Origin of the sequence: Rhizobium sp. RCC_161_2 (assembly GCF_041355235.1) — a bacterium.
Lineage (GTDB): Bacteria > Pseudomonadota > Alphaproteobacteria > Rhizobiales > Rhizobiaceae > Rhizobium.
Map to the genome: position 1 here is coordinate 1 of NZ_JBFUPL010000018.1, position 21,059 is coordinate 21,059.

Consider the following 21,059-nt stretch of genomic DNA (forward strand, 5'->3'; position numbering starts at 1 on the left):
AAGGAAGAGCTTGGTCTCGATCACTTCGAAGGCCGGTCCTGGCAAGGCCTCCACCGACACGCACTGATGACAATGATCGCTTACGCTTTCTTGCAACATCAGCGTCTGCACGAGGTAAAGCGGGAAAAAAAGGAAGAAACACGGGCCGCCTAAGCCGACACTGCCAGCCATCCGACGCGCTGTCATCAAGGCACTATCACCTGCGCCAGCCCCTGAGCGATGTCCGCACTGCCGAATTCGCTTCCGGCTCCCAATGGCTCCAAAATCAATTCTGCCAAAGTAGTGCTAGCTGAAACTCAACAGAAGAGCCTCTTGCCGCATTCCTATGCAAGAGCCCACATGATCAGACGACCGTTAGCAACAACGTGATCTCGGTTTTCCTAGGGCTGCTCCTCTTCTTCGCAGCCGCGCTGTTTTTGCCAGATAAAAGCCGTGTTGCGCTTGCACAAAGGAGAATCTTGCGGTGCTCAAGTCCCTCTTCCGAGAAACGATAAGTTCGAAATAGTCTTGATCGGGCACGATGGCATCACCAAGCTGAGATCCTATTCGCACCTGCCGGCAGCCATCATTGTTGGCGTCATCGATAAGCTGCCTTCATCGACATCATAGTTCGAGCGGCAGCTGATGCGGCACGAGGATAGGCCTCGACAATTGACACAAGCGGACCCCAGCAGGCCTTAAGCGCATCCGGCTGAACTAACTGTGTCATCCGCTCGTCAACTCTTTTTGACATCACAGATGGGCGGCATCTCGGCGGCATAATGACGCTCTCCGCAACCGAGAAGATAGACCTCCGGTTCCGGATTTTGCAGCACAGTAAAGCCTGCGCTTCGCAGCATTGCCTCCGCCGCCGCCTTGTTCGGTATGAACCAATTGGTCGGATCGCCGGCATAGCGGTTCTCGATGAAGAAGAGCTTCGGGTAGTCGGAACGATCGAAAATGTCACCCTCCGAAAAATCGTAATCATCGGCCACCGCCGACGTCTCTTCGACGCCTCGCTGCATGCACTGAAAGAGCATGAGATCGCCGACGACGTGCTCGCGCAGCAGATCCAGAGCCAAAAGCGGATGGCGCAGGTGATAAAGGACGCCCATGAAGATCACCAGATCGAATTTCTCGCTCAGCTTTGCCACCTCGTAGACAGACATCTGGCGAAAATCGATATCGACGCCTGCTTGGGCCGCCACGAACTCTGCCTGGCGAAGATAATGCGGATCGGTATCGATCGCGACTACGCGATCGGCGTTGCGCCGCTTCATCTCCAGCGAATAGAAGCCGGCATTACAGCCAATGTCCAGGACGCTTCGGCCTTTGAGATCTGCCGGCACCACGTCCTTGAAACGTCGCCATTTGAAGCTCGGATAGTCCCCGAGAAAGTGATCGGGAGCGGTTTCGACGCCGCCGATCCGCAGATTATGAAACCAGGGACCCAGTTCCGCAATTTGTCGGCGCAAGTCTTCCTGCTCTTTGACATTGATAGTCATCTCAAGCTCCGAGCGGCAGTTCCGTTGCATCCTCTGCCGGTGTATGCCGCCGGCCCGCGTGCGGTGTGATCGGCTGTTCGGCAAGTGTGTGGCTGAACCAGGTGATCGTATGCGCCAATCCCTCGGCCAGCGGAACCTTGGGCTCCCATCGCAGCAACTCATTGGCACGCGAAATATCAGGGCGGCGGCGCTGTGGATCATCTTCGGGCAACGGCCTGTGAACGATCGTCGATCGCGTCGGCACCATCGCCAGGACCATGTCGGCAAGTTCGGCAATCGTGAACTCGCTGGGATTGCCGAGATTAACTGGCACGCCGGCATTCGGTTGGACGTTCATCAGCCTGATCAGTCCGTCTACCAGATCGGAAACATAGCAGAAGGAGCGCGTCTGTGCCCCGTCCCCGTAGATCGTCAACGGCTCGTTTCGCAGCGCCTGCACGATGAGATTGGAGACGATGCGTCCATCATTGGGCTGCATGCGGGGACCGTAGGTATTGAATATCCGCACCACCCGCGCATCCACCTGACCGCTGCGAAGGCTATCGAAGCACAATGCTTCGGCAGCCCGCTTGCCTTCGTCGTAGCAGGCACGCGGTCCGATGCAATTGACATGACCCCAGTAGTCCTCCCGCTGCGGATGCATCTCAGGGTCGCCATAAACCTCACTTGTGGACGCCTGCAGAAACGATGCGCGATGATGCGCCGCAAGCTTCAGCAGATTGCCGGTGCCGGCGACGCTCGTCATCATGGTGTGAATTGGGTCGGCCTGATAGAAAGGCGGAGAGGCAGGGCAGGCCAAATTATAGATCTGGTCGAGCGGTTCGGCAATATCCAGCTCATCGCAGATATCATGCTCGATCAGGGCAAAATCGGCATGCTCCTGCAGCGGCAGGACATTGCTGGGCGAACTCGTCAGAAAACTGTCGACGCAGATGACCCTGTTGCCGCCGGCAAGAAGCGCGTCGCAAAGATGCGAACCGACAAAACCCGCACCGCCAGCCACGAGAATATTTTTTCTAGTCCGATCCCGCATCCGGTTTCTCCTTCCATTGTTACGCTGAAACACCTTGAACTGACTGATCGGCGCGTCGGCCGCTATCGCTGAGCGCCGCGATCAATTGCCTTGCGCGAGCGCGGCCGGTATGATCGGCGCGCACAATGCCGCGGGCGGCATCCGCCATCCGCTGCTGCTTCTCCGTCGAAAGTCCTGTCAGGACCTCGACCACATCGTCGGCGCCACGAGCGACGATAATCGCCTTGCCCGACGGGAACAGATCATCCAGGCCTTTCCAAAAGTCGCTGATGATCGGTGTGCGGCAGGCCGCGGCTTCGAAGAGGCGAACGCTCGGCGACCAGCCGGCCGCGATCATGTCTGCGCGCGTCAAATTGAGCGTGAATCTCTGTCGGCTGTAGAAGGACGGATGATCATCCGGCGCCAGGTGCTCGATGCGATCGATATTGGGCGGCCATTCCATGTCCGCCGGATATCGCGGGCCGGCAACGACAAAGCGCATCTCCGGCAGCCGGCGTGCCGGCGCGATCAGCAATTCCTCGAGCATGGGCTGACGGTCGGAACTGTAGGTGCCAAGATAGCCAAGGTCCCATTCCGGAGCCTCGCCCGTATTCCTATAGCGCGCCGCGTCGACGGAGCAATAAAGTGCTTCGCCGCGAAACACGCCATAGCGCTCTTCAAGCAGATCTATCACCTCGCCGCCCGAGAAGGAAAAATAGATGTCGAACAGCGACATCTGGCGGCGCGCGACATATTCCTCGTCCTTTCGATCGAGCTTGGCGAGCGTTACGGGCGTATCGATGTCGTAAAAACATAGAAGGCGGGGATTATGGGCGGCCACCGCATCGATCACGGCAACGCCGTCTGGCACATAGGAGCCGATGATCACGGCGTCCGCCGAAATCAGGCGATGCCGAAAGTGTGCCGCGAGTTCATCGACCGAACGGTAATAGGAGAGTTCGCAGAAGTCCGGATCCGGCAGATCACGCTCCGCCGCATACCAGGGGACATCGCGTTCGAGAAAAAGGACGTTGTGGCCCTCGGCATGCAAGCCCCTGAGAAGAGACCGGAATGTCGTGGCGTGGCCATTGCCCCAGGAAGAAGACAGCGACAGACCGAGAATGATGATGTCGAGAGACCGGCTCATTCGGCTGCCTCCTTACTGCCGAAGTGCGACCGGAAGAGGCGATCCACCTCGACGGCGCGGTGCTGATAAGTGTGTTCTGCAAGCACCCTTTGAAGCGCTCTCCTGCCGATTGCCGCGGCATGTTCGTCGGTGAGGTCCGTCAGTATGTCGCGAACATCCCCTCCGTCGCGGGCGACCAGCACCTCCTCGTCCGGCTTCAGGAAACGGTCGATACCTTCCCAATAGTCCGTGATCAAACACGCACCGGCACCCGCGGCTTCGAAGACACGCGTGGCAGGCGAAAAGCCGTTCTGGGCCATGCTCTCGCGAGAAATATTGAGCACTGCCTTAGGCGTCACGTTGAAGGCGTTATGGTCCCGTGTCGAGACATGGCCGATATAGTGGACGTTCGGCGCCATGGGCTTGTCGTGCCATCCCGATCCCCCGAGCAGAAAGCTCCGGTTGTTCAAGCCTGCCGCCGAATCGAGAAAGAAAGCCTCGACGCGCGCTTCGCGATCCGGAAGCCGATTGCCGAGAAAACCGAGGTCGGCTTTGAAACGGCAGTCGGGCGCGACAGGATGATGGGTCTGCGGATCGAGCGCGTTGTAGATCGGTATGCACTCGACCGCGCCCATGGCTCGATAGGCCTGCACGACAGGATCTCCGCCGCCATAGGTCAGAACCAGATCGAGATCGGCAAGCGCCTTCCGAAGCGGATGCTCCGGCAAGCCCTTCAATTCGGCAAGGGTTGCTGGAGCATCGACATCCCAGAATATTTTCAGCGCGGCCGGGCGGGCGGCCGTCATTACCTGCTCCAGGAGCAAGTCGTCCTCGAAACCGACGCCGCTTGCCTTGATCACGATATCCGCGAGCGCCGCCTCGACGGCAACATCCTTCAACGCCGGAATCGTGCCTTCATAGACCACCACGTCGCACCAGGCCGGCGGGTCGATGTCACGATTCTGCTGCCGTTCATAAATATCCGGCTCGTAGAAGGTGATCTGATACCCTCGCTCGGCCAGGGAGCGAAGCAGACCACGATAATAGGTGGCCGCGCCGTTCCAATAGGCGGAAAGGAGGCTCGATCCATAAAACGCGATTTTCATACCACTACCTCCTGTTCACCGATTACGTCATGCCGGGCGAGAATGCCGAACAGTTCATCGACGCGGTGACGGCAGGTGTGGCGCGCCCGAACGGTCTTAAGTCCGCAAGCCGCCAGATCCGCGGCGAAATCCTGATCGGAGAGAACCTCGCGCAACAAGCGTGTCATCTCGTCTCCATTTCTGGCAAAGAGAAAATCCTCACCCGGCTTGAACAACCCCTCCGCATCGTCCCAGGGGGCAGATACCAAGGGGATGCCGCAGGCAAGCGCCTCGAACATGCGAATGGTGGGAATACCCGGCAGCGCCTCCACATAGGGGCGTCTTGGAATGTGCATCGTGACGCGATTCTCCGCGAAGGCCCGCGGAACGTCGGCATTGGCGATCCAGCCACCATAGCCGATGCCAGCTTCGCGAAGAGCGTCCAGCGCCTGCGGGGGATAACGCACCCCTCGCACGGTCCACGCCGTATTCTGGCCAAGGCTGCGGCTCGGATCGATCAGGAACGAGGCGATTTCGGCGCTGCGCTCGTCATCGCCCCAATTGCCGATCCAGATCACGTCGCCCGTCTTCTCGACATCGGGCATGGGCCTGAACAGTGCCTCGTCGGCAGCCTCATGCCAGGTAAAGACATTCCGTCCCCACCCCGCCCGGAGATAGCGCTCCCTCAAGGTCTCGCCGAAAGCCAGGACGATGTCGTAGTTCTCAAGATCAAGGGCAGCTATGTCGCCGTGCGCCGACACGGCCCGATGATGGGTATCGTGGAAAATGAGCGTGAACTTGCCGCCTTGCCGCCGCGCTTTGCCGAGGCGAGCAATCAGCGCCGGATCGGTCCATTCATGCACGATAACGACATCCGCCTCGCCTACCGCAGCCTCGTGGTCGAAGGCATCGTCATAGACAGTCGAACGCAGCATCGGGAAGGCGCGATGGAAGGCCTCGATCGCGCTCGGCCCTTGGTCTCTCAACATATTGGCGCGGCTCCAGGATCCCGCGGGCTCCAGAGCCGCGACGTCATGGCCGCGCCTGATGAGATCCCGCATGATCCCGCGCAGGAAATGCGCGTTACCGTGATTCCAGTCCGAAACAAGCGAATGAGTGTAGAAAATGAACTTCATGGCCTACCCCGTTACCGCATTCTTGCCGGCATGCTGCATGGCGTTCGCATAGACATTCAACAGCGACAGGCACTGCACATCCGCTGCGAATTCGCGCGACCGCATCTGCGCCAGTGCGCCGAGGGCGGTTCGCATGGTGCCGTCGGCCGAGAGCCTGTTGATCGCATCGGCGAACGATCTGGGATCATGCGGATCGGCGAACAGCGCCGCGCCATTCCAGAGCTCCCGATAGGTGGGAATATCGGCCAATACCAGCGCGGCACCGGCGCGTGCTCCTTCGAGAGCGGCAAGCCCGAAAGGCTCATAGACCGACGGAGACACCACGATCCCGGCTCTCGCCATGAACATCGTCACCTGTTGATGCGGCATCTCGCCGAGAAGAACGGCGTGGCTGATGGCAATGTGCTGACCGGCGGGTCCCTCGGCCGGGCCCGCCATCAGCACGCGCGTGGGGCAAAGGCTCGCGGCCTCATCCAGAACAGCGCCGTTCTTGCCATCGTCCCACCATCGGCCGACCGCCAGCACGAAGTCCTCTTTCTCCACCGACGGCGGTTCGAAACGGGTCGAATTGTAAACAACGTCGAGGTTGGCGATCATCCCGTAGGTGCGGCGAAGCGCGTCGGCATGGCTGCGGCTCGGTGCCATGACCGCATCCGCGCGATCGAACCCTCGCCTGTTGCGGCGTTCCTGCCAAAGCCATGCCTCGGGAAGCTCGCAGCCACGGACGATATTGAACCAGGTGATGACACAGGAATGCGAAACCACCACCACCGGCAAATCGATATCGAGGCCTGCTGCCTGCGACGGCAAATTGAGATGGAGCATATCGATCGAATATTCGTCCGCCAACCGCGCCAGGAGACCGGGAATGACATCAAGCCGATCCTCGCATTCCGCCGTCCAGTCGAGGGGAGCGTTAAGCCAGGTCAAGGTTCCGATCTCGCGAGCTTCCCGCGATTGCTCTGGGGATGGCTCCGGCCCGAGACCAGCAAAGATCGTCTGGATATCGCATTGCCTCAGAGCCCTTGCGATGTCCATCGCATAGCGCCAGACGCCGCCAACGGCATCGACGGTCATCAGGACACGGCGCGGGCGGGCGATACGGGTTCGAAAATAGTCATCCAGCGGAAGGCGTGCCTGATCCAGGCCCAACAATGTGCCATTCATGCCGTCGCCCTCCTTGGTTGACGAATCCGCGCGGCCGCGAAGCGATTTTCGACCAGCCAGTCGCGAAGGTCACGGATGCCCTCGCGCCATGTGATCTCAGGCTTCCAACCGACGGCCTGTTGCAACGCTCTCGTATCTGCGACGAAGTAAAGCTGGTCGCCGGCGCGCCAGTCGGCGTTCACCGTCTCGATCGGACGGGCGGTCATTTGTTCGATCTCGCGCAGGGCGATGCGAATGCTGACGGCGTTTTGCGGGCCGCCGCCGAGATTGAAGGCTTTGCCTTTGACGTCGTCGATCGACCGCAACAGCGCCCGATAGGCGGCAACGGCATCCTTCACATGCAATATGTCGCGCACCTGCTTGCCATCGCCATAGATCGAAATTCTGTCGCCTCTCAATGCGCAGATTAAAAAATGAGCGACCCAACCCTGGTCTTCCGTGCCGAATTGGCGCGGCCCATAGATGCAGCTCATCCGTAGCGCGGCCGTCGCCATGCCGTATGATTTGGCATAATCCAGTACATACTGGTCGGCGACCCCCTTCGAGCAGCCATAAGGCGTGCAGAAATCCAGTTTCCGCTCCTCGCCGAAACCATGGGCACGCAGCACTTCGTCAGTCGGAATGTACCGGTCGTCGAACTCCGCCATCGCAATTTCATCGATGCCGCCGTAGACCTTGTTGGTGCTGGCAAAAACGAGCGGCGCCTTGCCGCCCGCCTTGCGCACCGCCTCCAACACATTGAGGGTTCCTCGCGCATTGGTCTCGAAATCATGGATCGGATGAAGCAGGCTCGTCGTCACCGCCGTCTGGGCGGCAAGATGGAAGACCGCTTTTGCATCGGAAAAGACGGGCTCTATGGCGCCGAGATCGCGGATGTCGGCAAGCACCGGATGAACGCGGTCGCCATGATTGCCCTTGAGCCAACGGAGATTCTTATCCACTCCGGGACGGCTGAGATTGTCGAGGATTATAACTTCCTCGCCGTCCCTCAGATAGCTGTCGGCAAGATTGCTGCCGATGAAGCCGCTACCTCCGACGACGACAATGGGCGCGATTTCCCGTCTCATGACATAAGCCCCCGCTCTTGAAGATGCCTCGTCATCTCGGCATTCCGGTCGACCGCTCCGGTCGCGAGAACCCATTCGGCGAACGGAGCCAGAGAGTTGTCCAGTCGGTGCTGTGGTTTGAAGCCGAGCAGTTCCCTGGCTTTGGAAATATCGGCGAAGCAATGACGGATATCGCCCGAACGGGCTTTGCCGGTGATGTCGGGCCTGACTTCCGGCAACCCCATCGCGTCGGCCAACAACATGGCGACTTGAGAGATCGTGTAAGCCTGACCGCTGCCGATATTGATGACATGGCCCGGCGCTTGCGGCTGCTCCAGGGCCAGACGAAACGCGCGGGCGACATCGCGCACATGCACGAAGTCCCGCCGCTGCTCGCCGTCTTCGAAAATCATCGGCGGCTGGCCGTTGGCAAGGCGGGACGCGAAGTTCGCAAGCACGCCTGTATAGGGATTGGAGAGTGCCTGACCGGCGCCGAACACGTTGAAAAGCCGCAGCGCCACCGCCTCGACCTCATAGGCGCCGCCGAAGATCAGCATCTGCCGCTCCTGTGCGAATTTGGTGAGGGCATATATCGATGCAAGATCGACCGGCTTTTCCTCGTCGGTGGGAGCCGGAACAAGCGCCTCGCCATTCGGGCCGATGGGATTCCATTGTCCTTGCCTGTTCCGCGCGCTGTTTCGGCGTATGGAGCCGAAGCGTTCCCCCGATCCCGAGACGTACATCCCCTCACCATAGACACTCATGGAAGAGGCGACGACAACGCGCTTGATCGGGAGACCGATCATCGCCTCGAGGAGGACCGCAGTGCCGAAATCGTTACCGCCGACATAGCGGGCGATTTCGTACATCGACTGCCCGACACCGACCTCCGCGGCGAGATGAACGACTCCATCGACATCCTGCAATGCCTGCCGGACGGCCTGTTTGTCGCGCACATCGGCGCGGATGATCTCCGCCGCACTCGACAACTGAGCGTCGGCGTCGCCATGCACCTGGTCGATCAGCGCATCGAGAATGCGGACCGTGTATCCATTTTCGAGAAGTTCTTCCGTGACGTGACGGCCAATGAAGCCGCAACCACCAGTGACAAGAATACGTGACATCATTCACCTTGAGCTGTGGATTGAAGAGCTTTTGACCGCCCCCAACCATGAGCCGCAAGGAATGTTCCTCAAGCTATGACATCATTATCTTCCTTGACTTCATCAATGACACGCTGGCCGGCTTTTCGAGCTTGAGCGCGGCACGCCGCCAATGACGACGGCGAATACCGGCTTCTTCTTCATCAACAACTTCTTCAGGAACAAGCCTGGGCCAGGACAGTTAGGCGGGCCTCGTGGCGCGACCGGCATGCGCTGCTCAAACGAAATTCCGCAGGAGGATGCGATGAATGCGATCACACCGGTACAAGCGCGGACGATGAAAGCCGCCGTCGTTTCCGGACCCGGACAGCTGCGCATGGAAACCCTGCCCCTGCCAAAACCAGGGGCCGGGCAAATCCGGGTTGTGCTGGAGGGCTGTGGCGTTTGCGCTTCCAATTTGACGCCATGGGCAGGACCCGAGTGGATGCAATTTCCAACCGAGCCCGGAGGGCTCGGTCACGAGGGCTGGGGTATCGTCGATGCCGTCGGAGAAAATGTCGAAAGCGTTGGTATCGGCGACCGCGTCGCGACACTGGGTCATCATGCCTATGCCACGCACGATATCGCCGATGAGAATGCCGTCGTCCGCCTGCCCGGCGAATTCGACGGTCAACCGTTTCCCGGCGAACCCCTGGGTTGCGCCCTGAACATCTTCAAGCGCAGCGACATCAAGGCGGGGCAGACGGTCGCCATAGTCGGTATCGGCTTTCTCGGCGCTTTGCTGACACAGCTCTGCGCGGCGGCCGGAGCGCGCGTCATCGCACTTTCCCGCCGACCCTTTTCACTCGATCTCGCCAGACGGGCGGGCGCGGTCGAGACGATTTTATTGGATGATCATTGGCAGATCATCGAAAAGGTAAAGCAGCTGACGCAGGACCGGTTTTGCGATCGGGTGATCGAGGCGGTCGGCAAGCCGTGGCCGCTCGATCTTGCCGCGGAACTGACCCGCGAACGCGGTCGGCTGATTGTTGCCGGTTACCATCAGGACGGACCGAGGCAGATCAATATGCAATTGTGGAACTGGCGCGGGCTTGATGTCGTCAATGCACACGAGCGCGATCCTGCCATGTATATCCAGGGCATTCGCGATGCTATTGCCGCGATCCAAGCCGGACGTCTCGATCCCTGGCCGCTTCTTACCCACCGTTTTCCGCTGGAGCGCCTGGACGACGCGCTGAACATGACGCGCGATCGCCCGGATGGATTCCTCAAGGCCCTGGTTGTTTACGCATGAGTGGAAGCAGCAGCAAAAACGAACATCGAAGCGCCATCCGCGCTCCCAGGATCGGCTTTCTGGGCGTCGGCTGGATCGGCCGGCATCGCATGAATGCTATTCTGGACACCGGGATGGTCGAGGCGGTCGCGATCTGCGACCCTTCACAGACCATGGCGGAGGAGGCGCGAAAACTCGCGCCCGCGGCGGACATTGCCACGTCTTTCGAAGCACTGCTGGACAAGGAGCTTGACGGCGTCGTCATCGCCACGCCCAGCGCTTTGCATGCCCGACAGTCGATCGAAGCCTTGAGGCGCGGGGTTGCGGTCTTCTGCCAAAAGCCGCTTGGCCGTACCCGACAGGAGGTCGAACACGTCGTCGAAGCGTCCCGGAAAGCGGACAGGCTCCTGGGCGTCGATCTTTCCTATCGCCACACAGAAGGCATGCGCAGTATCCGCGACCTCGTCCGCAGGGGCGATCTTGGCGAGATCTTCGCGGTCGACATGGTGTTTCACAATGCCTATGGGCCGGACAAGGACTGGTTCTATGACAAGGCGCTCTCCGGCGGCGGATGCGTCATGGACCTCGGCATTCACCTGGCGGACCTTGCACTTTGGACCCTCGACTTTCCGACGATTACGCGGATCGAAAGCAATCTATTCCGGCAAGGTGTCCCGATCCGCGCTGATGGTAATGAGGTCGAGGATTTTGCCGTGGCCACGGCCACGCTGTCGACCGGTGCCATACTGCGGCTGACCTGCTCATGGCGCCTGCATGCGGGTTGCGACGCCGTTATCGGCGCCGATTTCCATGGAACCAAGGGTGGGGCGGCTTTGCGCAATGTCGACGGGTCCTTTTACGATTTCATCGCCGAGCATCACCGCGGAACGCAGGCGGAGGTCCTGACCGCGCCGCCGGACGACTGGGGCGGTCGCGCCGCCGCCGAATGGGCGACGCGGCTGGCCGCCGGTGAAACCTACGATCCCGAATGCGAACGATTGATCGACGCCGCCAGCGTCCTCGACGCCATCTATGGCCGCCAACGCAACCCGCCGGGCGCGTCCGCCGGATCGATCTGATTGGCCCGGTCGGTTTCCCCTGCGGGAACAACTTGGACATGTCAAGGTTCGGAAGCCCCAACCAATGGAGAACACCATGGCAGAGAACGAAATCCGCGATGTGTTTGTCGTCGGCCTGCGAAATGCGCACGCGATGGAAAACCAGGCTCTCAGCATCATGAAGCCGCAACTGTCGCGCATCGAAACCTATCCCGAAGTCGCCGCGAAGCTCGAGCAGCATATTCGGGAAACCGAAGGGCAGATCGCACGCCTTGAGGAAGTCCTCGACGGGTTGGACGAGAGCCATTCGGCATTCAAGGACATCGCGCTTTCCTTCACGGGTACGATGACGGCGATGGGTCACACCATCGCCGGTGACGAGATCCTGAAGAATTCCTTCGCCAACTTCGCATTCGAAAACTTTGAAATCGCCGCCTATAAATCCCTGCTGACGATCGCGGATGCCGGCAGCTTCAGCGCGGCGAAAACCGCCTTGCAGTCCAACCTCGCCGAGGAGCAGGCGATGGCGAAATGGCTTGACGAAAACCTGGCGGCCGTCACTCGCAAATTCCTGCTGCTGCGGGAGGAAGGCAAGACCGCCAAGGTCTGACGAGACCCACCACCCATAAAAACGGAACGGATAGTTCGATCGCCAGTTCTATGGGAGCGCCTTCACGGAGGCATCTGCAGGATTGGTCGAAGAATGATGCGTATTCTGGTTTGGCTATGCCTCGCCGTCGCCTTGGCTGCCTCCGCAATCTGGTTCCTGACGGCGCCCGCCGTGCCCTTTACGGCGGGCGATCCCCGCCTCCAGGGCGACGGCGATCCGGCACGAGGCCGCCTCGTCTTTGCCGCCGGCGACTGCGCATCCTGTCACGCAACGCCCGGCCAGAAGGATCGTTTAAGACTGGGTGGAGGTCTCGCGCTTGCATCGCCCTTCGGGACGTTCCGCCCGCCCAACATTTCATCCGACCCCATCGATGGCATAGGAACCTGGAGCACGGCCGACCTCGCCAATGCCATGATCGGCGGAACCTCGCCAAGACATCAGCACTATTATCCTGCATTTCCCTATTCGAGCTATACTGGCATGCGGATCGGAGACATCATGGATCTGCGGGCCTACCTGAAAACATTGGCGCCGGTTTCCGGGCGTCCGCCCCCTCACGATCTGTTCTTCCTGTTTCGTATCCGTCGTCTCCTGGGCTTATGGAAGCTCGCTTTCTTCCACGAAGGGCAATCGCAGGCACCCATGACCGGCGACGCTGTGCTCGATCGCGGCGGCTATCTGGTCGAGACCGTCGGCCATTGCGCGGAATGCCATTCCTCGCGCAATCTCTTCGGCGCGATCAGGGCTAAGATACGGTTTGCCGGCGGACCGGATCCCGACGGCACCGGTTTCATTCCCAACATCACGCCAAGCCGAATTGGACACTGGTCCGAAGCCGACATCGCCGAGATGCTGAGAAGCGGCAACACGCCGGACCATGGCCGCGCCGGATCGTCGATGGCCGAGGTCGTCGCCAACATGGCCACGTTGCCGCAAAGCGACCGCGACGCCATCGCGCGCTACATCAAGGCGCTGCCCGCGCGTCCAACGCCGCGCCCTTAAGCCATTCAGTGTGCGTAGAGATAGGCTGCCAGATCGCGCGCTTCGGCTTCCGAAATCCCGGTTTTCGGCATCGCCGTGTTGGGCGAGAAAGCTTGCGGCGCCATGATCCAGCGGACGAGATTGTCACCGGTATTATTCACTACGCCCGCGATATACACCCGGCTTCGAAGGTTCGACAACGAGCCACCGACCTGACCGTCCGCACCGGCTATTCCAGGGATCACGGGGCAGCCCGTGCACCCGAAGCGGCGAAAGATCGCTGGGGCGCGGGAGGGATCGCCGCCAGTGAGCACGCGTGCGGCCTGCAGACGTTGCTGCGTGTCCTTGACCATGTTCGCGCCGATCAGGGCCGTCAGTACTCCGGCGGCGACAGCACCCAGCCAGGCGCCGCGATACCTATGAAGGGCGAATGCGCGGAACATGATCCACTCCCCTGCCGGCGTTTGCCATCCACAGCGTCGCCATTGCCAATGCGGCACCGGCATAAATCGTTCCCGCCGGAATCCACATGACCATTCCAGCCAGTTGCTGGTCCTCAAGCGGGTAAGCCGCCATAAAGCGGCCTCGCGTGTCTGGTCGACATAAAGGACACGCGGAGCGAGCGCCATCAGGGCGCCGAGAGCGCCGGTGTGCAACATGGTCAGAAATAGATGCCATGCGGCGACGCCGCGATTGCTGCGCCAGAAGATGGACCACCAGAACAGGATAGCCGTAAGGAAAAAGCTCAGATGCTGCAGGCGATGAAACACGACATCCGTGACGGCGGCGTCGAACAGGACAGGCGCGTGCCAGGCCCATATGGCGACGGCATGCAGCAGGGCGGCATTGGTTCCCCCCGCTCGACCAGCGCCACATCCTCCGCACGGGCCCTCGCCTCATGGCTCTGCCTGTCCAACGCCTCGGTCGGTCCGGCATGCCCCACAAGAACGCGGCAATGGAGCGGGCGATCACGATCAATGGTGCGGAAACCGCCATGATGGTTTCATGCTCGATCATGTGGAAGGCAAAAAGATGCTCCCCAAGCCAGTGCAGCGGAGATAACAACGCGCCGGCCAAGGTCAGCCAGCCTGCCCAATAGCAAAGAGCGCGTTTCATCATGATGGGACGGCTTGTCCGAGCGCGACCGCCATAGTTTCCAGGAACCCCAGCCGTAGAGGTAGGTTGTGATAGCCATCGGCGTCACGATCCAAGGGTCAGTCGTCCAGACTGAATTGAACAGATGCGCCTCCGCACCATGCGCGCTCGCCGGCTCCGCCGCGATGAGCAGCAGCATGAGGGCGCCTAGTGTTCGCATGCGTAGAAGAGCCATGCCGCTTCCCCCTGCAGAATCAGCGCGAAAGCGAAGACGAGGCCGGTCACAATGCTGAGATACCGGACGAACAGTCTCGTTCGAGGCTCGCCTGACATCGAACCCGCGCCGGATACCGCAACGCTCACCATCACCAGAAAAACCGCCCCTGCGGACGCGACGACCGACCAGCGCGCGCGGCTGTGGCAATCGACATGGGGAAGGATCAAGCCGAGTTGGGTGTTGATGGCCCAGACAAGGGGAGCGATCGTCAATCCGCCATATCTTGCCGCAATCTTCATCATAGGCGTGGCACCCAATAAATACAGGCATAGAGAGGAATCCAGGCGACCACCACAAAGTTCCAATACATCGCATTGTCCTCGACATCGCCGTATCGGCGCGGATTGTCGGCATGCCGAGAAAACATCAGGCAGGTCAGCACCAGCGAGTCGATGAGGTCGGTGATGATATGGGTCGTATGAAGGCCAAGCATGGTCCAGATAATCGACCCGTAAGCATTGTCGTCCCAGCGCACATGCAGGGCGGTGAATTCGAAGGCGCGGAGCGCCAGCGGTGCTGCCCCGAGCAGCGACATGACGATAAGTCCGAGCCGAATCTTGCGGAGATTTCGTTGCCGTGCCCAGCGGGACAGGAGGATATCCGGCACGACGCTTGCGAGCAGCATCGCCGCCAGGAATGTCCCTGGAATAAAGCCGGGTGCCGGCGCGCCGGGCGGCCATTGCGGGGCAAGGCTCGTCAGATAGAAATAGATGGCGATGACCGGCGCGAACGCGGTGCCTTCGATGAGCATGAAGGCGCATGTTCCCCGCCAGGTCGGCCTTGCCGTGCCCATGCCATGCGGCGGCAATTTTGAAACATCGAGTACCACGCGCTCCTTCACGATTCATCCTCCGGGGTCTGCTTCGGCCAGAACCAGCCCGTTAACGCAATGGCGATCGGAATCCCTCCCTAAACGACGGCCTGGGGCGTGAATATCGACCAGATTAGCATCACGGAGGTGGCAAGCGCCGCCCAAAGCGGCCAGATCGAATTGCGCGGTGATGATTCACTCGCCTCCGGCTGTGCCTGCACGTCGCTGCTGACGATCAATTCACGCCGGTCGGTGCGCAGCGCGGCCGCAACCGGCAATTCATCCGGCCAGATCCACAGCAGATCACGATCGCCGACGACTGGAATGCGGCGGAAATTGAAACACGACGGCGGTGACGGCGCCGCCCATTCGAGCGTCGAGGCTCCCAAGGGGGTTGGACCTGCCGCCAGCCCCGACCAGACGCTGCGGATCACATCGATGAAGAAGAGGAGGAAGCCGAGGGAGAGGACGACGGAGCTCAGGCTGATGAACAGGTTCATTCCCGCCCAGGGCATCTCCGGCTGATAGGTGTAGATGCGCCGCAGCATGCCTTCGAGCCCCAAAATGTGCATCTGGAATGCCGGCGCAAGGCGTCGATCATGCCTCATCCCGGCGCTATGATTTTTGGCGGTTGGAGCGGCGCCATTCTGCTTGCCGAAGCGAATGCGCTCTTAGTGAAATGTCGCGGCTCTTCCTGAATGGTTCCCTCCTTTAGATATTTTCCGCTTTTCTGGCAAATCAGTCTCGCAACGCAAATTGCCAGTGACGCTGGTCATGGCGGACGACGAAACGGAGAACGGCACACTCGATAGGGAACCTATGCCCGCCACAGAGGTTGTGGCGTAACCGCGCAGCAAAAGAGGGCGGACACGGTCGCGCGGGAACGCGTGGGCCGCAAGCGGATCGACTGCAAATCTGCAAATGCGGTGGCAGACGTGATTGGCCGCCGTAGCTTGAGAGGCTCACATGACCGCCAAACCAGCCGGCAAATGGTGGCACGACAAGACCGCTTATCAGATCTACCCGCGCAGCTTTTTCGATAGCAACGGGGACGGCATCGGCGACATTCCGGGCATAACCTCCCGGCTCGACTATCTCCGCGCGCTGGGGATCGGACTGATCTGGCTGTCGCCGATCTACAAGTCGCCGATGGACGACAACGGCTACGATATCTCGGATTATCAGGATATAGCGCCGGAATTCGGAACGCTTGCCGATTTCGACGAGCTTCTGGCGGAAGCCCGTAAACGTGACATCGGCATCATTCTCGATCTGGTCGTCAATCACACGTCCGATGAACATCCGTGGTTCCTCGACGCCCGAACGTCCAGGGACAGCCCTTATCGTGACTTCTATATCTGGCGCTCTCCCACCGAAAATGACAGTCTGCCGAATGACCTTCTGTCGGTGTTTGGAGGACCGGCCTGGACGTTCGAGGCGGCGACCGGGCAATATTATTTCCATCAGTTCTCGCACCGTCAGCCCGATCTTAACTGGGACAATCCGAACGTCCGGCATGAAATCTACAAGATGATGAACTGGTGGCTCGACCGCGGCATTGCCGGCTTCCGCATGGATGTCATCGACCGCATTGCCAAGGATGTCGACAGGAAGATCACCGCCGACGGCCCATGCCTTCACGACTATCTGCAGGAGATGCATCGGGAAACGCTGAAAGGCCGCGATGTCGTGACGGTCGGCGAGGCCTGGAGCGCCACGCCGGGCTCGGCGCTGCTTTATTCGGGCGCGGAACGCCAGGAACTCTCGATGATCTTTCAGTTCGAACACGTCATCCAGCGATGGGACAAGATCTATGGAAAATGGCGGCCAAAGCCGTTCGACCTCGCTAATTTGAAATCGGTCCTCGGTAAGTGGCAGTATGCACTGTCGGATGACGGGTGGAATTCCCTCTTCTGGGGCAATCACGATCTGCCGCGCGCCGTTTCGGCCTATGGCGATGCCACGGGCTATCATCGGGAATCCGCGACGATGCTCGCAACCGCGCTGCATTTCCTGAAAGGCACGCCGTTCATCTACCAAGGCGAAGAAATCGGCATGACAAACGCCACCTTCTCCTCCCTCGACCAATACAGAGATATCGAAACGCTCAATATGCATCGACTGCATATCGAGGCGGGGCTTTCTTCCGACGAATTCATCTCGGCCGCCAATCAGAATGCCCGCGACAATGCGCGAACCCCCATGCAATGGAGCACCGCGCCACACGGCGGCTTCACCACCGGCGTTCCCTGGATACAGACAAACCCAAATTTCAGCCGCATCAACGCCGCGCAAAGCATGGATGACGATCGCTCCATCTGGAGCTATTACCGGCGGCTGATCGCGCTGCGCGGCACGCATCCGGTCATCGTCTACGGCACTTATCAGTCCTATTTCGATCAGCATCCGCAAGTCTTCGCTTACACAAGAACATTGGACGACCAATGTGTGATCGTGCTTGCGAATTTTTCCGCTGATACCGTAACGCTGCCACTTCCCGAGGAGTTGCAAGTGGAGGGCCGATGCCTGATCGCCAATTACCAGTCGATTAGCCGGCTGGAACGGGAAATTGAACTCAAGCAATACGAAGCGCTCGCCATCCTTCACACCGTCGAGACCGCCAGGAAGGTCGCAGCCGCTGCTTTAACCGAGAAAACCGGATCGGACGCGTGATCGCGCGCATGTCGCCACATCCATGTGGAACCGAACGCCCGGTGAATGATTGACATCTTGCAGAGCCTGGATCGAGGAGCACCAGCATGATGAATAAAGCTCAGGAACTCGCAAACGAATATCTTCGGCTCGGCGGTCGAAGACTTCTTGTGATGGACGACAATATTCTTTCGACTGAAAGCTGGGAGGCGGATCCGCCAGAAGCCGAAACATTCTGGCAACAGAACATAGAGAGTTTAAGCCAAAGACGGCGCAACGAGGTAATGTCGTTTCTGCCCTCGATCAATGTGACCTGACGATGAGCCACCCCGGCGGTTCCGTATGCCGGGAAGCTCGGCAAAATGTGTCAGCGGAACGCCGGCAGGACGTCATTGCCGAAGCTTTCGATGAATTCGCGCTGATTTCTGCCGACATTGTGGACGTATATCTGCTCGAAGCCCATCGCCGCATCCTCCTCGAGCCACGCGACGTGCCGGCCGATATCGGAGGAAATCCGCACATGCTGATGCATATCCTCCGGACGGACGGCACTGCATGCGTTATCGAACTCCTGCGGCGTGCGTAGCGTCTCGGCCATGTCAGCCGTCACGGCGTTGTTCCGCCACTGGTCGAAAGCATTGGCCAAGGCGATATCATAGCTGGATGCATGGGAAATATGAACCTGCAGGTAAAGCGGCTTTCCTTGACCGCCGCCGAGACGAAAGGCCTCGACGATGTCGCCGAGCTTCTCGCGGGCTTGACTGACGGTGATCAGCCCATCGGCCCAGCTTCCCGCCCATCGCGCCGTCTCCACCGAGAGAGCGCCGGCGATTATCCGGGGCGGTTCATCGGGCAGCGTGTAAAGCTTGGTATCGTCGATCTTGATCGGTTCCGACCTGTCGATCGTCTCGCCCGCCCAGAGCGCCCGCATTATCTCCACGCCTGCCAGAAGCCGCGCATTTCTTCCACTCTTGTCGGGCCAGGGGGCACCCACGACGTGTTCGTTCAAGGCCTGACCGCTTCCGACCGCCATCCACGGAAATCGTCCGGGGAACAGCTGCGCCAGTGTGGCCGAGGCCTGGGCCGTTATGGCGGGATGATAGCGCCAACCCGATGGTACCGTGATGAGCCCGAACGGCAATGTCGTCGCCTGCATCGCCGCACCGAGCCACGTCCAGGCAAAGCCCGACTGCCCTTGCCGCTTGCTCCAGGGCGCGAAATGATCCGACGACATAACGCCGCCGAAGCCGGCCTGCTCGGCAAGCCGGACATGGTCGATCAGCTCGCGCGGTGCGAACTGCTCATGGGACGCGTGATAGCCGATAAGAACCATTCAGCCTTCCTTTTCCGAACTTAGCCACAAATATCCATAGGGCGCGATCTTGAAGCGGAATATCGTCGATGCTTCGTATTCGGTACCAGTGATCAGATCGACAAGGATCTTGCCGCAGACGGCATCCAATTCCGCCTCCGCGTTGATCTCGCGGCTGGAAAGATTATGAATGATGAGAAGTGCGGTGCCTGCGTCCTCAAAGCCGTGGACTGAAATCGCCGGATCATTGGCGCTGAGACGGACAAAGCGGCCGCTGCTGAAGATCGGATTCTTTCGTCGCAGGGCTATCAATCGCTTGGTGTGATTATAAAGGGAATCCGGATTTTTCTGCTGCTCCTCGACATTGACGTGCTTATAGGAAAAAGGACCTTTGGCGACCGGCGGCTGGATGAGATCGCTCGCATCCGCCTTTGAGAAGCCGCCATTCTTTTCCCGCGACCACTGCATGGGAACGCGCACGGCGTTGCGGCCGGGTTGGGAGAGATCCTCCCCAAGCCCGATCTCGTCGCCGTACACCAGAAGCGGAGGGCCGCGCAGCGATATGATGATGCTGAATGCCAACTCGACCCGTCTCTGATCTCCGTTCATCATCGGCGCCAGCCGCCGGCGGATTCCGCGTCCGAATATCTTCATTTCCTCTTCGGGCGCGAAAGCCTGATAGACTTGCTCCCTGACCTCTGGCGGCACCTGCGAAAGATCGAGATCATCGAGATTTCTGAGAAAATTTGCCCAACCGCAGAAAGGCGGCGGCTCCGGCAGCAGGCTCAATGCTTCATGGATCGGAGCAGCCTCCTCTTTTGCCATGGCTGCGAAGATGTAGCAGGCGAGCATGAAATTGAAGAGCAAACCGAGTTGTTCGCCCTCGCCGAAATAACGTGCCATCGCTTGTGGCGCGAGATTGACCTCGCCGAGCAGAACCCCGCCTGGCCGGCGCTTCTGCAAATATCCGCCGAAGTCTCTCAAGACGCCGTGAGGATCGCGCGGATTGGCCCGTTCGAGGCCATTGTCGCCGATGATCAGCGGCGCGGCGTCTACACGGAAACCACTGATGCCGAAAGCGAGCCAATAGTCGATGACGCGCTCGATCTCCTCCCGAACCTGCGGATTTGCAATATTGAGTTCAGGTTGAAAATGGTAGAATTTGTGAAAGTAATAGGCCCTTGCGACTTCGTCATAAGTCCAGACCTTGGGCTCCTCATCGGAAAAGATCGAAATGGCGCCGACTTCGACGGGAGGCGGATCGGGGCTCCAGACATAATAATCCCGATAGCGGGTGTGATTGTCGCGCCGCGCCGCCTCGAACCACGGATGCTCGTTGGACGTATGGTTGACAACGAGATCGATGATGACCCGGATGCCATGTTCGCCGGCGCTGTGCAAGAAATCAAGGAAATCGGCCCGCGTCCCGACTTTCGGATTGATAGCGTAGAAATCGCTGACATCGTAGCCATTGTCGCGGTCCGGACTGCCGTAGAAAGGCAGAAGCCAGATACATGTGATGCCGAGATCATTCAGATATGGCAGCCGCCGCCTCAGCCCGATGAAATCACCAATGCCGTCGTCATTGCCATCCGCGAAGCGCTGAACGTCGATGCCGTAGATGACGGCTTCGGTGTACCACGGGATATTCAGTTGGGGCATGCGGGTTCCTTTCGGAAATTCGGTATCCGTCTCTCCGGCCGCTTTCGGCCGCACCATCCCCGCATTGGAAACCATCTACAAAGCTTTTTGTTCCTGTCGTGGGAGCTGGAGACCTGTCATCGGACCGCTCAGGGTCGTTCATCCGGCAGCGTCGCCAATATGAGCGGCG

At 59.8% G+C, this 21,059-nt stretch carries 19 protein-coding genes and 4 pseudogenes; 7 read left to right on the forward strand and 16 right to left on the reverse strand.

Annotation, left to right across the window (positions count from 1 at the left end; translation table 11 throughout):
• Window positions 1–150: pseudogene (locus AB6803_RS29530) on the forward strand (IS701 family transposase); the annotation flags it as partial.
• Between the two features lie 566 nt (window positions 151–716).
• On the opposite strand, the gene AB6803_RS29535 reads toward AB6803_RS29530, so the two are convergent.
• The 8 genes from AB6803_RS29535 to AB6803_RS29570 form a co-directional block, all read right to left on the reverse strand.
• A complete protein-coding gene (locus tag AB6803_RS29535) occupies window positions 717–1,484 on the reverse strand; it encodes a TIGR04290 family methyltransferase (RefSeq protein WP_371112216.1) in 768 nt (255 codons plus the stop codon).
• 1 nt (window position 1,485) lies between these two features.
• Window positions 1,486–2,517, reverse strand: a complete 1,032-nt coding sequence (locus AB6803_RS29540; RefSeq protein WP_371112217.1) for a UDP-glucuronic acid decarboxylase family protein — start codon at window positions 2,515–2,517, stop codon at window positions 1,486–1,488.
• 19 nt (window positions 2,518–2,536) lie between these two features.
• Complete coding sequence (locus tag AB6803_RS29545) at window positions 2,537–3,643, reverse strand: glycosyltransferase (RefSeq protein WP_371112218.1); 1,107 nt, start codon at window positions 3,641–3,643, stop codon at window positions 2,537–2,539.
• Window positions 3,640–4,728 (reverse strand): glycosyltransferase, encoded by a 1,089-nt coding sequence (locus AB6803_RS29550; protein ID WP_371112219.1) that lies wholly within the window; start codon window positions 4,726–4,728, stop codon window positions 3,640–3,642. Before AB6803_RS29550 ends, AB6803_RS29545 begins: the two co-directional genes overlap by 4 nt.
• The gene (locus AB6803_RS29555) at window positions 4,725–5,843 is read right to left on the reverse strand and encodes a glycosyltransferase (RefSeq protein ID WP_371112220.1); all 1,119 of its coding nucleotides are present in this window, start codon (window positions 5,841–5,843) and stop codon (window positions 4,725–4,727) included. The genes AB6803_RS29550 and AB6803_RS29555 overlap by 4 nt, the downstream gene beginning before the upstream one ends.
• 3 nt (window positions 5,844–5,846) lie before the next feature.
• Window positions 5,847–6,920 carry a glycosyltransferase family 4 protein gene (locus AB6803_RS29560; RefSeq protein WP_371112286.1) on the reverse strand — a complete coding sequence of 358 codons (1,074 nt, stop codon included), beginning with the start codon at window positions 6,918–6,920 and terminating at the stop codon, window positions 5,847–5,849.
• A gap of 86 nt (window positions 6,921–7,006) precedes the next feature.
• Entirely contained in the window at window positions 7,007–8,077 is a 1,071-nt protein-coding gene (locus AB6803_RS29565) for an NAD-dependent epimerase/dehydratase family protein (protein WP_371112221.1), read from the reverse strand.
• A complete protein-coding gene (locus tag AB6803_RS29570; protein WP_371112287.1) occupies window positions 8,074–9,180 on the reverse strand; it encodes an NAD-dependent epimerase/dehydratase family protein in 1,107 nt (368 codons plus the stop codon). The genes AB6803_RS29565 and AB6803_RS29570 overlap by 4 nt, the downstream gene beginning before the upstream one ends.
• Before the next feature lie 283 nt (window positions 9,181–9,463).
• Here AB6803_RS29570 and AB6803_RS29575 point away from each other — a divergent pair, with 283 nt between their 5' ends.
• The 4 genes from AB6803_RS29575 (at window position 9,464) to AB6803_RS29590 (ending at window position 13,102) form a co-directional block, all read left to right on the forward strand.
• A complete protein-coding gene (locus tag AB6803_RS29575) occupies window positions 9,464–10,453 on the forward strand; it encodes a zinc-binding dehydrogenase (protein ID WP_371112222.1) in 990 nt (329 codons plus the stop codon).
• The gene (locus tag AB6803_RS29580) at window positions 10,450–11,511 is read left to right on the forward strand and encodes a Gfo/Idh/MocA family protein (RefSeq protein ID WP_371112223.1); all 1,062 of its coding nucleotides are present in this window, start codon (window positions 10,450–10,452) and stop codon (window positions 11,509–11,511) included. The genes AB6803_RS29575 and AB6803_RS29580 overlap by 4 nt, the downstream gene beginning before the upstream one ends.
• A gap of 76 nt (window positions 11,512–11,587) precedes the next feature.
• Entirely contained in the window at window positions 11,588–12,100 is a 513-nt protein-coding gene (locus AB6803_RS29585) for a ferritin-like domain-containing protein (RefSeq protein ID WP_371112224.1), read from the forward strand.
• Between the two features lie 93 nt (window positions 12,101–12,193).
• On the forward strand, window positions 12,194–13,102 hold the full coding sequence (locus tag AB6803_RS29590) for a cytochrome c (protein WP_371112225.1): 909 nt from the start codon (window positions 12,194–12,196) through the stop codon (window positions 13,100–13,102).
• A gap of 5 nt (window positions 13,103–13,107) precedes the next feature.
• Here AB6803_RS29590 and AB6803_RS29595 read toward each other — a convergent pair whose 3' ends face one another.
• The 6 genes and pseudogenes from AB6803_RS29595 to AB6803_RS29620 form a co-directional block, all read right to left on the reverse strand.
• A complete protein-coding gene (locus tag AB6803_RS29595; RefSeq protein WP_371112288.1) occupies window positions 13,108–13,434 on the reverse strand; it encodes a cytochrome c family protein in 327 nt (108 codons plus the stop codon).
• A 279-nt stretch (window positions 13,435–13,713) separates the two neighbouring features.
• Window positions 13,714–13,920: pseudogene (locus AB6803_RS29600) on the reverse strand (cytochrome c oxidase assembly protein); the annotation flags it as partial.
• 94 nt (window positions 13,921–14,014) lie between these two features.
• A pseudogene (locus AB6803_RS29605) lies at window positions 14,015–14,200 on the reverse strand (cytochrome c oxidase assembly protein); the annotation flags it as partial.
• 183 nt (window positions 14,201–14,383) lie between these two features.
• Window positions 14,384–14,695, reverse strand: a complete 312-nt coding sequence (locus tag AB6803_RS29610; protein ID WP_371112226.1) for a hypothetical protein — start codon at window positions 14,693–14,695, stop codon at window positions 14,384–14,386.
• The gene (locus AB6803_RS29615) at window positions 14,692–15,294 is read right to left on the reverse strand and encodes a heme-copper oxidase subunit III (RefSeq protein ID WP_371112227.1); all 603 of its coding nucleotides are present in this window, start codon (window positions 15,292–15,294) and stop codon (window positions 14,692–14,694) included. The genes AB6803_RS29610 and AB6803_RS29615 overlap by 4 nt, the downstream gene beginning before the upstream one ends.
• Window positions 15,291–15,842 (reverse strand): annotated as a pseudogene (locus AB6803_RS29620) (cytochrome ubiquinol oxidase subunit I); the annotation flags it as partial. The gene AB6803_RS29615 and the pseudogene AB6803_RS29620, both read right to left, overlap by 4 nt.
• A gap of 388 nt (window positions 15,843–16,230) precedes the next feature.
• On the opposite strand from AB6803_RS29620, the gene AB6803_RS29625 reads away from it, so the two are divergent.
• The gene (locus AB6803_RS29625) at window positions 16,231–17,937 is read left to right on the forward strand and encodes an alpha-glucosidase (RefSeq protein ID WP_371112228.1); all 1,707 of its coding nucleotides are present in this window, start codon (window positions 16,231–16,233) and stop codon (window positions 17,935–17,937) included.
• Between the two features lie 86 nt (window positions 17,938–18,023).
• The gene (locus AB6803_RS29630; RefSeq protein ID WP_371112229.1) at window positions 18,024–18,233 is read left to right on the forward strand and encodes a hypothetical protein; all 210 of its coding nucleotides are present in this window, start codon (window positions 18,024–18,026) and stop codon (window positions 18,231–18,233) included.
• A 50-nt stretch (window positions 18,234–18,283) separates the two neighbouring features.
• Here AB6803_RS29630 and AB6803_RS29635 read toward each other — a convergent pair whose 3' ends face one another.
• Together AB6803_RS29635 and AB6803_RS29640 are read right to left on the reverse strand one after the other, a co-directional pair.
• Entirely contained in the window at window positions 18,284–19,249 is a 966-nt protein-coding gene (locus AB6803_RS29635; protein WP_371112230.1) for a TIGR03885 family FMN-dependent LLM class oxidoreductase, read from the reverse strand.
• Window positions 19,250–20,890, reverse strand: coding sequence for an alpha-amylase family protein (locus AB6803_RS29640; RefSeq protein WP_371112231.1), 1,641 nt, complete (start codon window positions 20,888–20,890; stop codon window positions 19,250–19,252). It lies immediately after the preceding gene.
• Window positions 20,891–21,059 lie beyond the last annotated feature (169 nt).

Coding starts and splice junctions, on each gene's coding strand:
- AB6803_RS29565 (WP_371112221.1), bottom strand. CDS start 8,077: ATGAGACGGGAAATCGCGCCCATTGTCGTCGTCGGAGGTAGCGGCTTC.
- AB6803_RS29610 (WP_371112226.1), bottom strand. CDS start 14,695: ATGATGAAGATTGCGGCAAGATATGGCGGATTGACGATCGCTCCCCTT.
- AB6803_RS29545 (WP_371112218.1), bottom strand. CDS start 3,643: ATGAGCCGGTCTCTCGACATCATCATTCTCGGTCTGTCGCTGTCTTCT.
- AB6803_RS29590 (WP_371112225.1), top strand. CDS start 12,194: ATGATGCGTATTCTGGTTTGGCTATGCCTCGCCGTCGCCTTGGCTGCC.
- AB6803_RS29570 (WP_371112287.1), bottom strand. CDS start 9,180: ATGTCACGTATTCTTGTCACTGGTGGTTGCGGCTTCATTGGCCGTCAC.
- AB6803_RS29635 (WP_371112230.1), bottom strand. CDS start 19,249: ATGGTTCTTATCGGCTATCACGCGTCCCATGAGCAGTTCGCACCGCGC.
- AB6803_RS29540 (WP_371112217.1), bottom strand. CDS start 2,517: ATGCGGGATCGGACTAGAAAAAATATTCTCGTGGCTGGCGGTGCGGGT.
- AB6803_RS29630 (WP_371112229.1), top strand. CDS start 18,024: ATGATGAATAAAGCTCAGGAACTCGCAAACGAATATCTTCGGCTCGGC.
- AB6803_RS29640 (WP_371112231.1), bottom strand. CDS start 20,890: ATGCCCCAACTGAATATCCCGTGGTACACCGAAGCCGTCATCTACGGC.
- AB6803_RS29585 (WP_371112224.1), top strand. CDS start 11,588: ATGGCAGAGAACGAAATCCGCGATGTGTTTGTCGTCGGCCTGCGAAAT.
- AB6803_RS29555 (WP_371112220.1), bottom strand. CDS start 5,843: ATGAAGTTCATTTTCTACACTCATTCGCTTGTTTCGGACTGGAATCAC.
- AB6803_RS29550 (WP_371112219.1), bottom strand. CDS start 4,728: ATGAAAATCGCGTTTTATGGATCGAGCCTCCTTTCCGCCTATTGGAAC.
- AB6803_RS29595 (WP_371112288.1), bottom strand. CDS start 13,434: ATGGTCAAGGACACGCAGCAACGTCTGCAGGCCGCACGCGTGCTCACT.
- AB6803_RS29625 (WP_371112228.1), top strand. CDS start 16,231: ATGACCGCCAAACCAGCCGGCAAATGGTGGCACGACAAGACCGCTTAT.
- AB6803_RS29575 (WP_371112222.1), top strand. CDS start 9,464: ATGAATGCGATCACACCGGTACAAGCGCGGACGATGAAAGCCGCCGTC.
- AB6803_RS29560 (WP_371112286.1), bottom strand. CDS start 6,920: ATGACCGTCGATGCCGTTGGCGGCGTCTGGCGCTATGCGATGGACATC.
- AB6803_RS29535 (WP_371112216.1), bottom strand. CDS start 1,484: ATGACTATCAATGTCAAAGAGCAGGAAGACTTGCGCCGACAAATTGCG.
- AB6803_RS29580 (WP_371112223.1), top strand. CDS start 10,450: ATGAGTGGAAGCAGCAGCAAAAACGAACATCGAAGCGCCATCCGCGCT.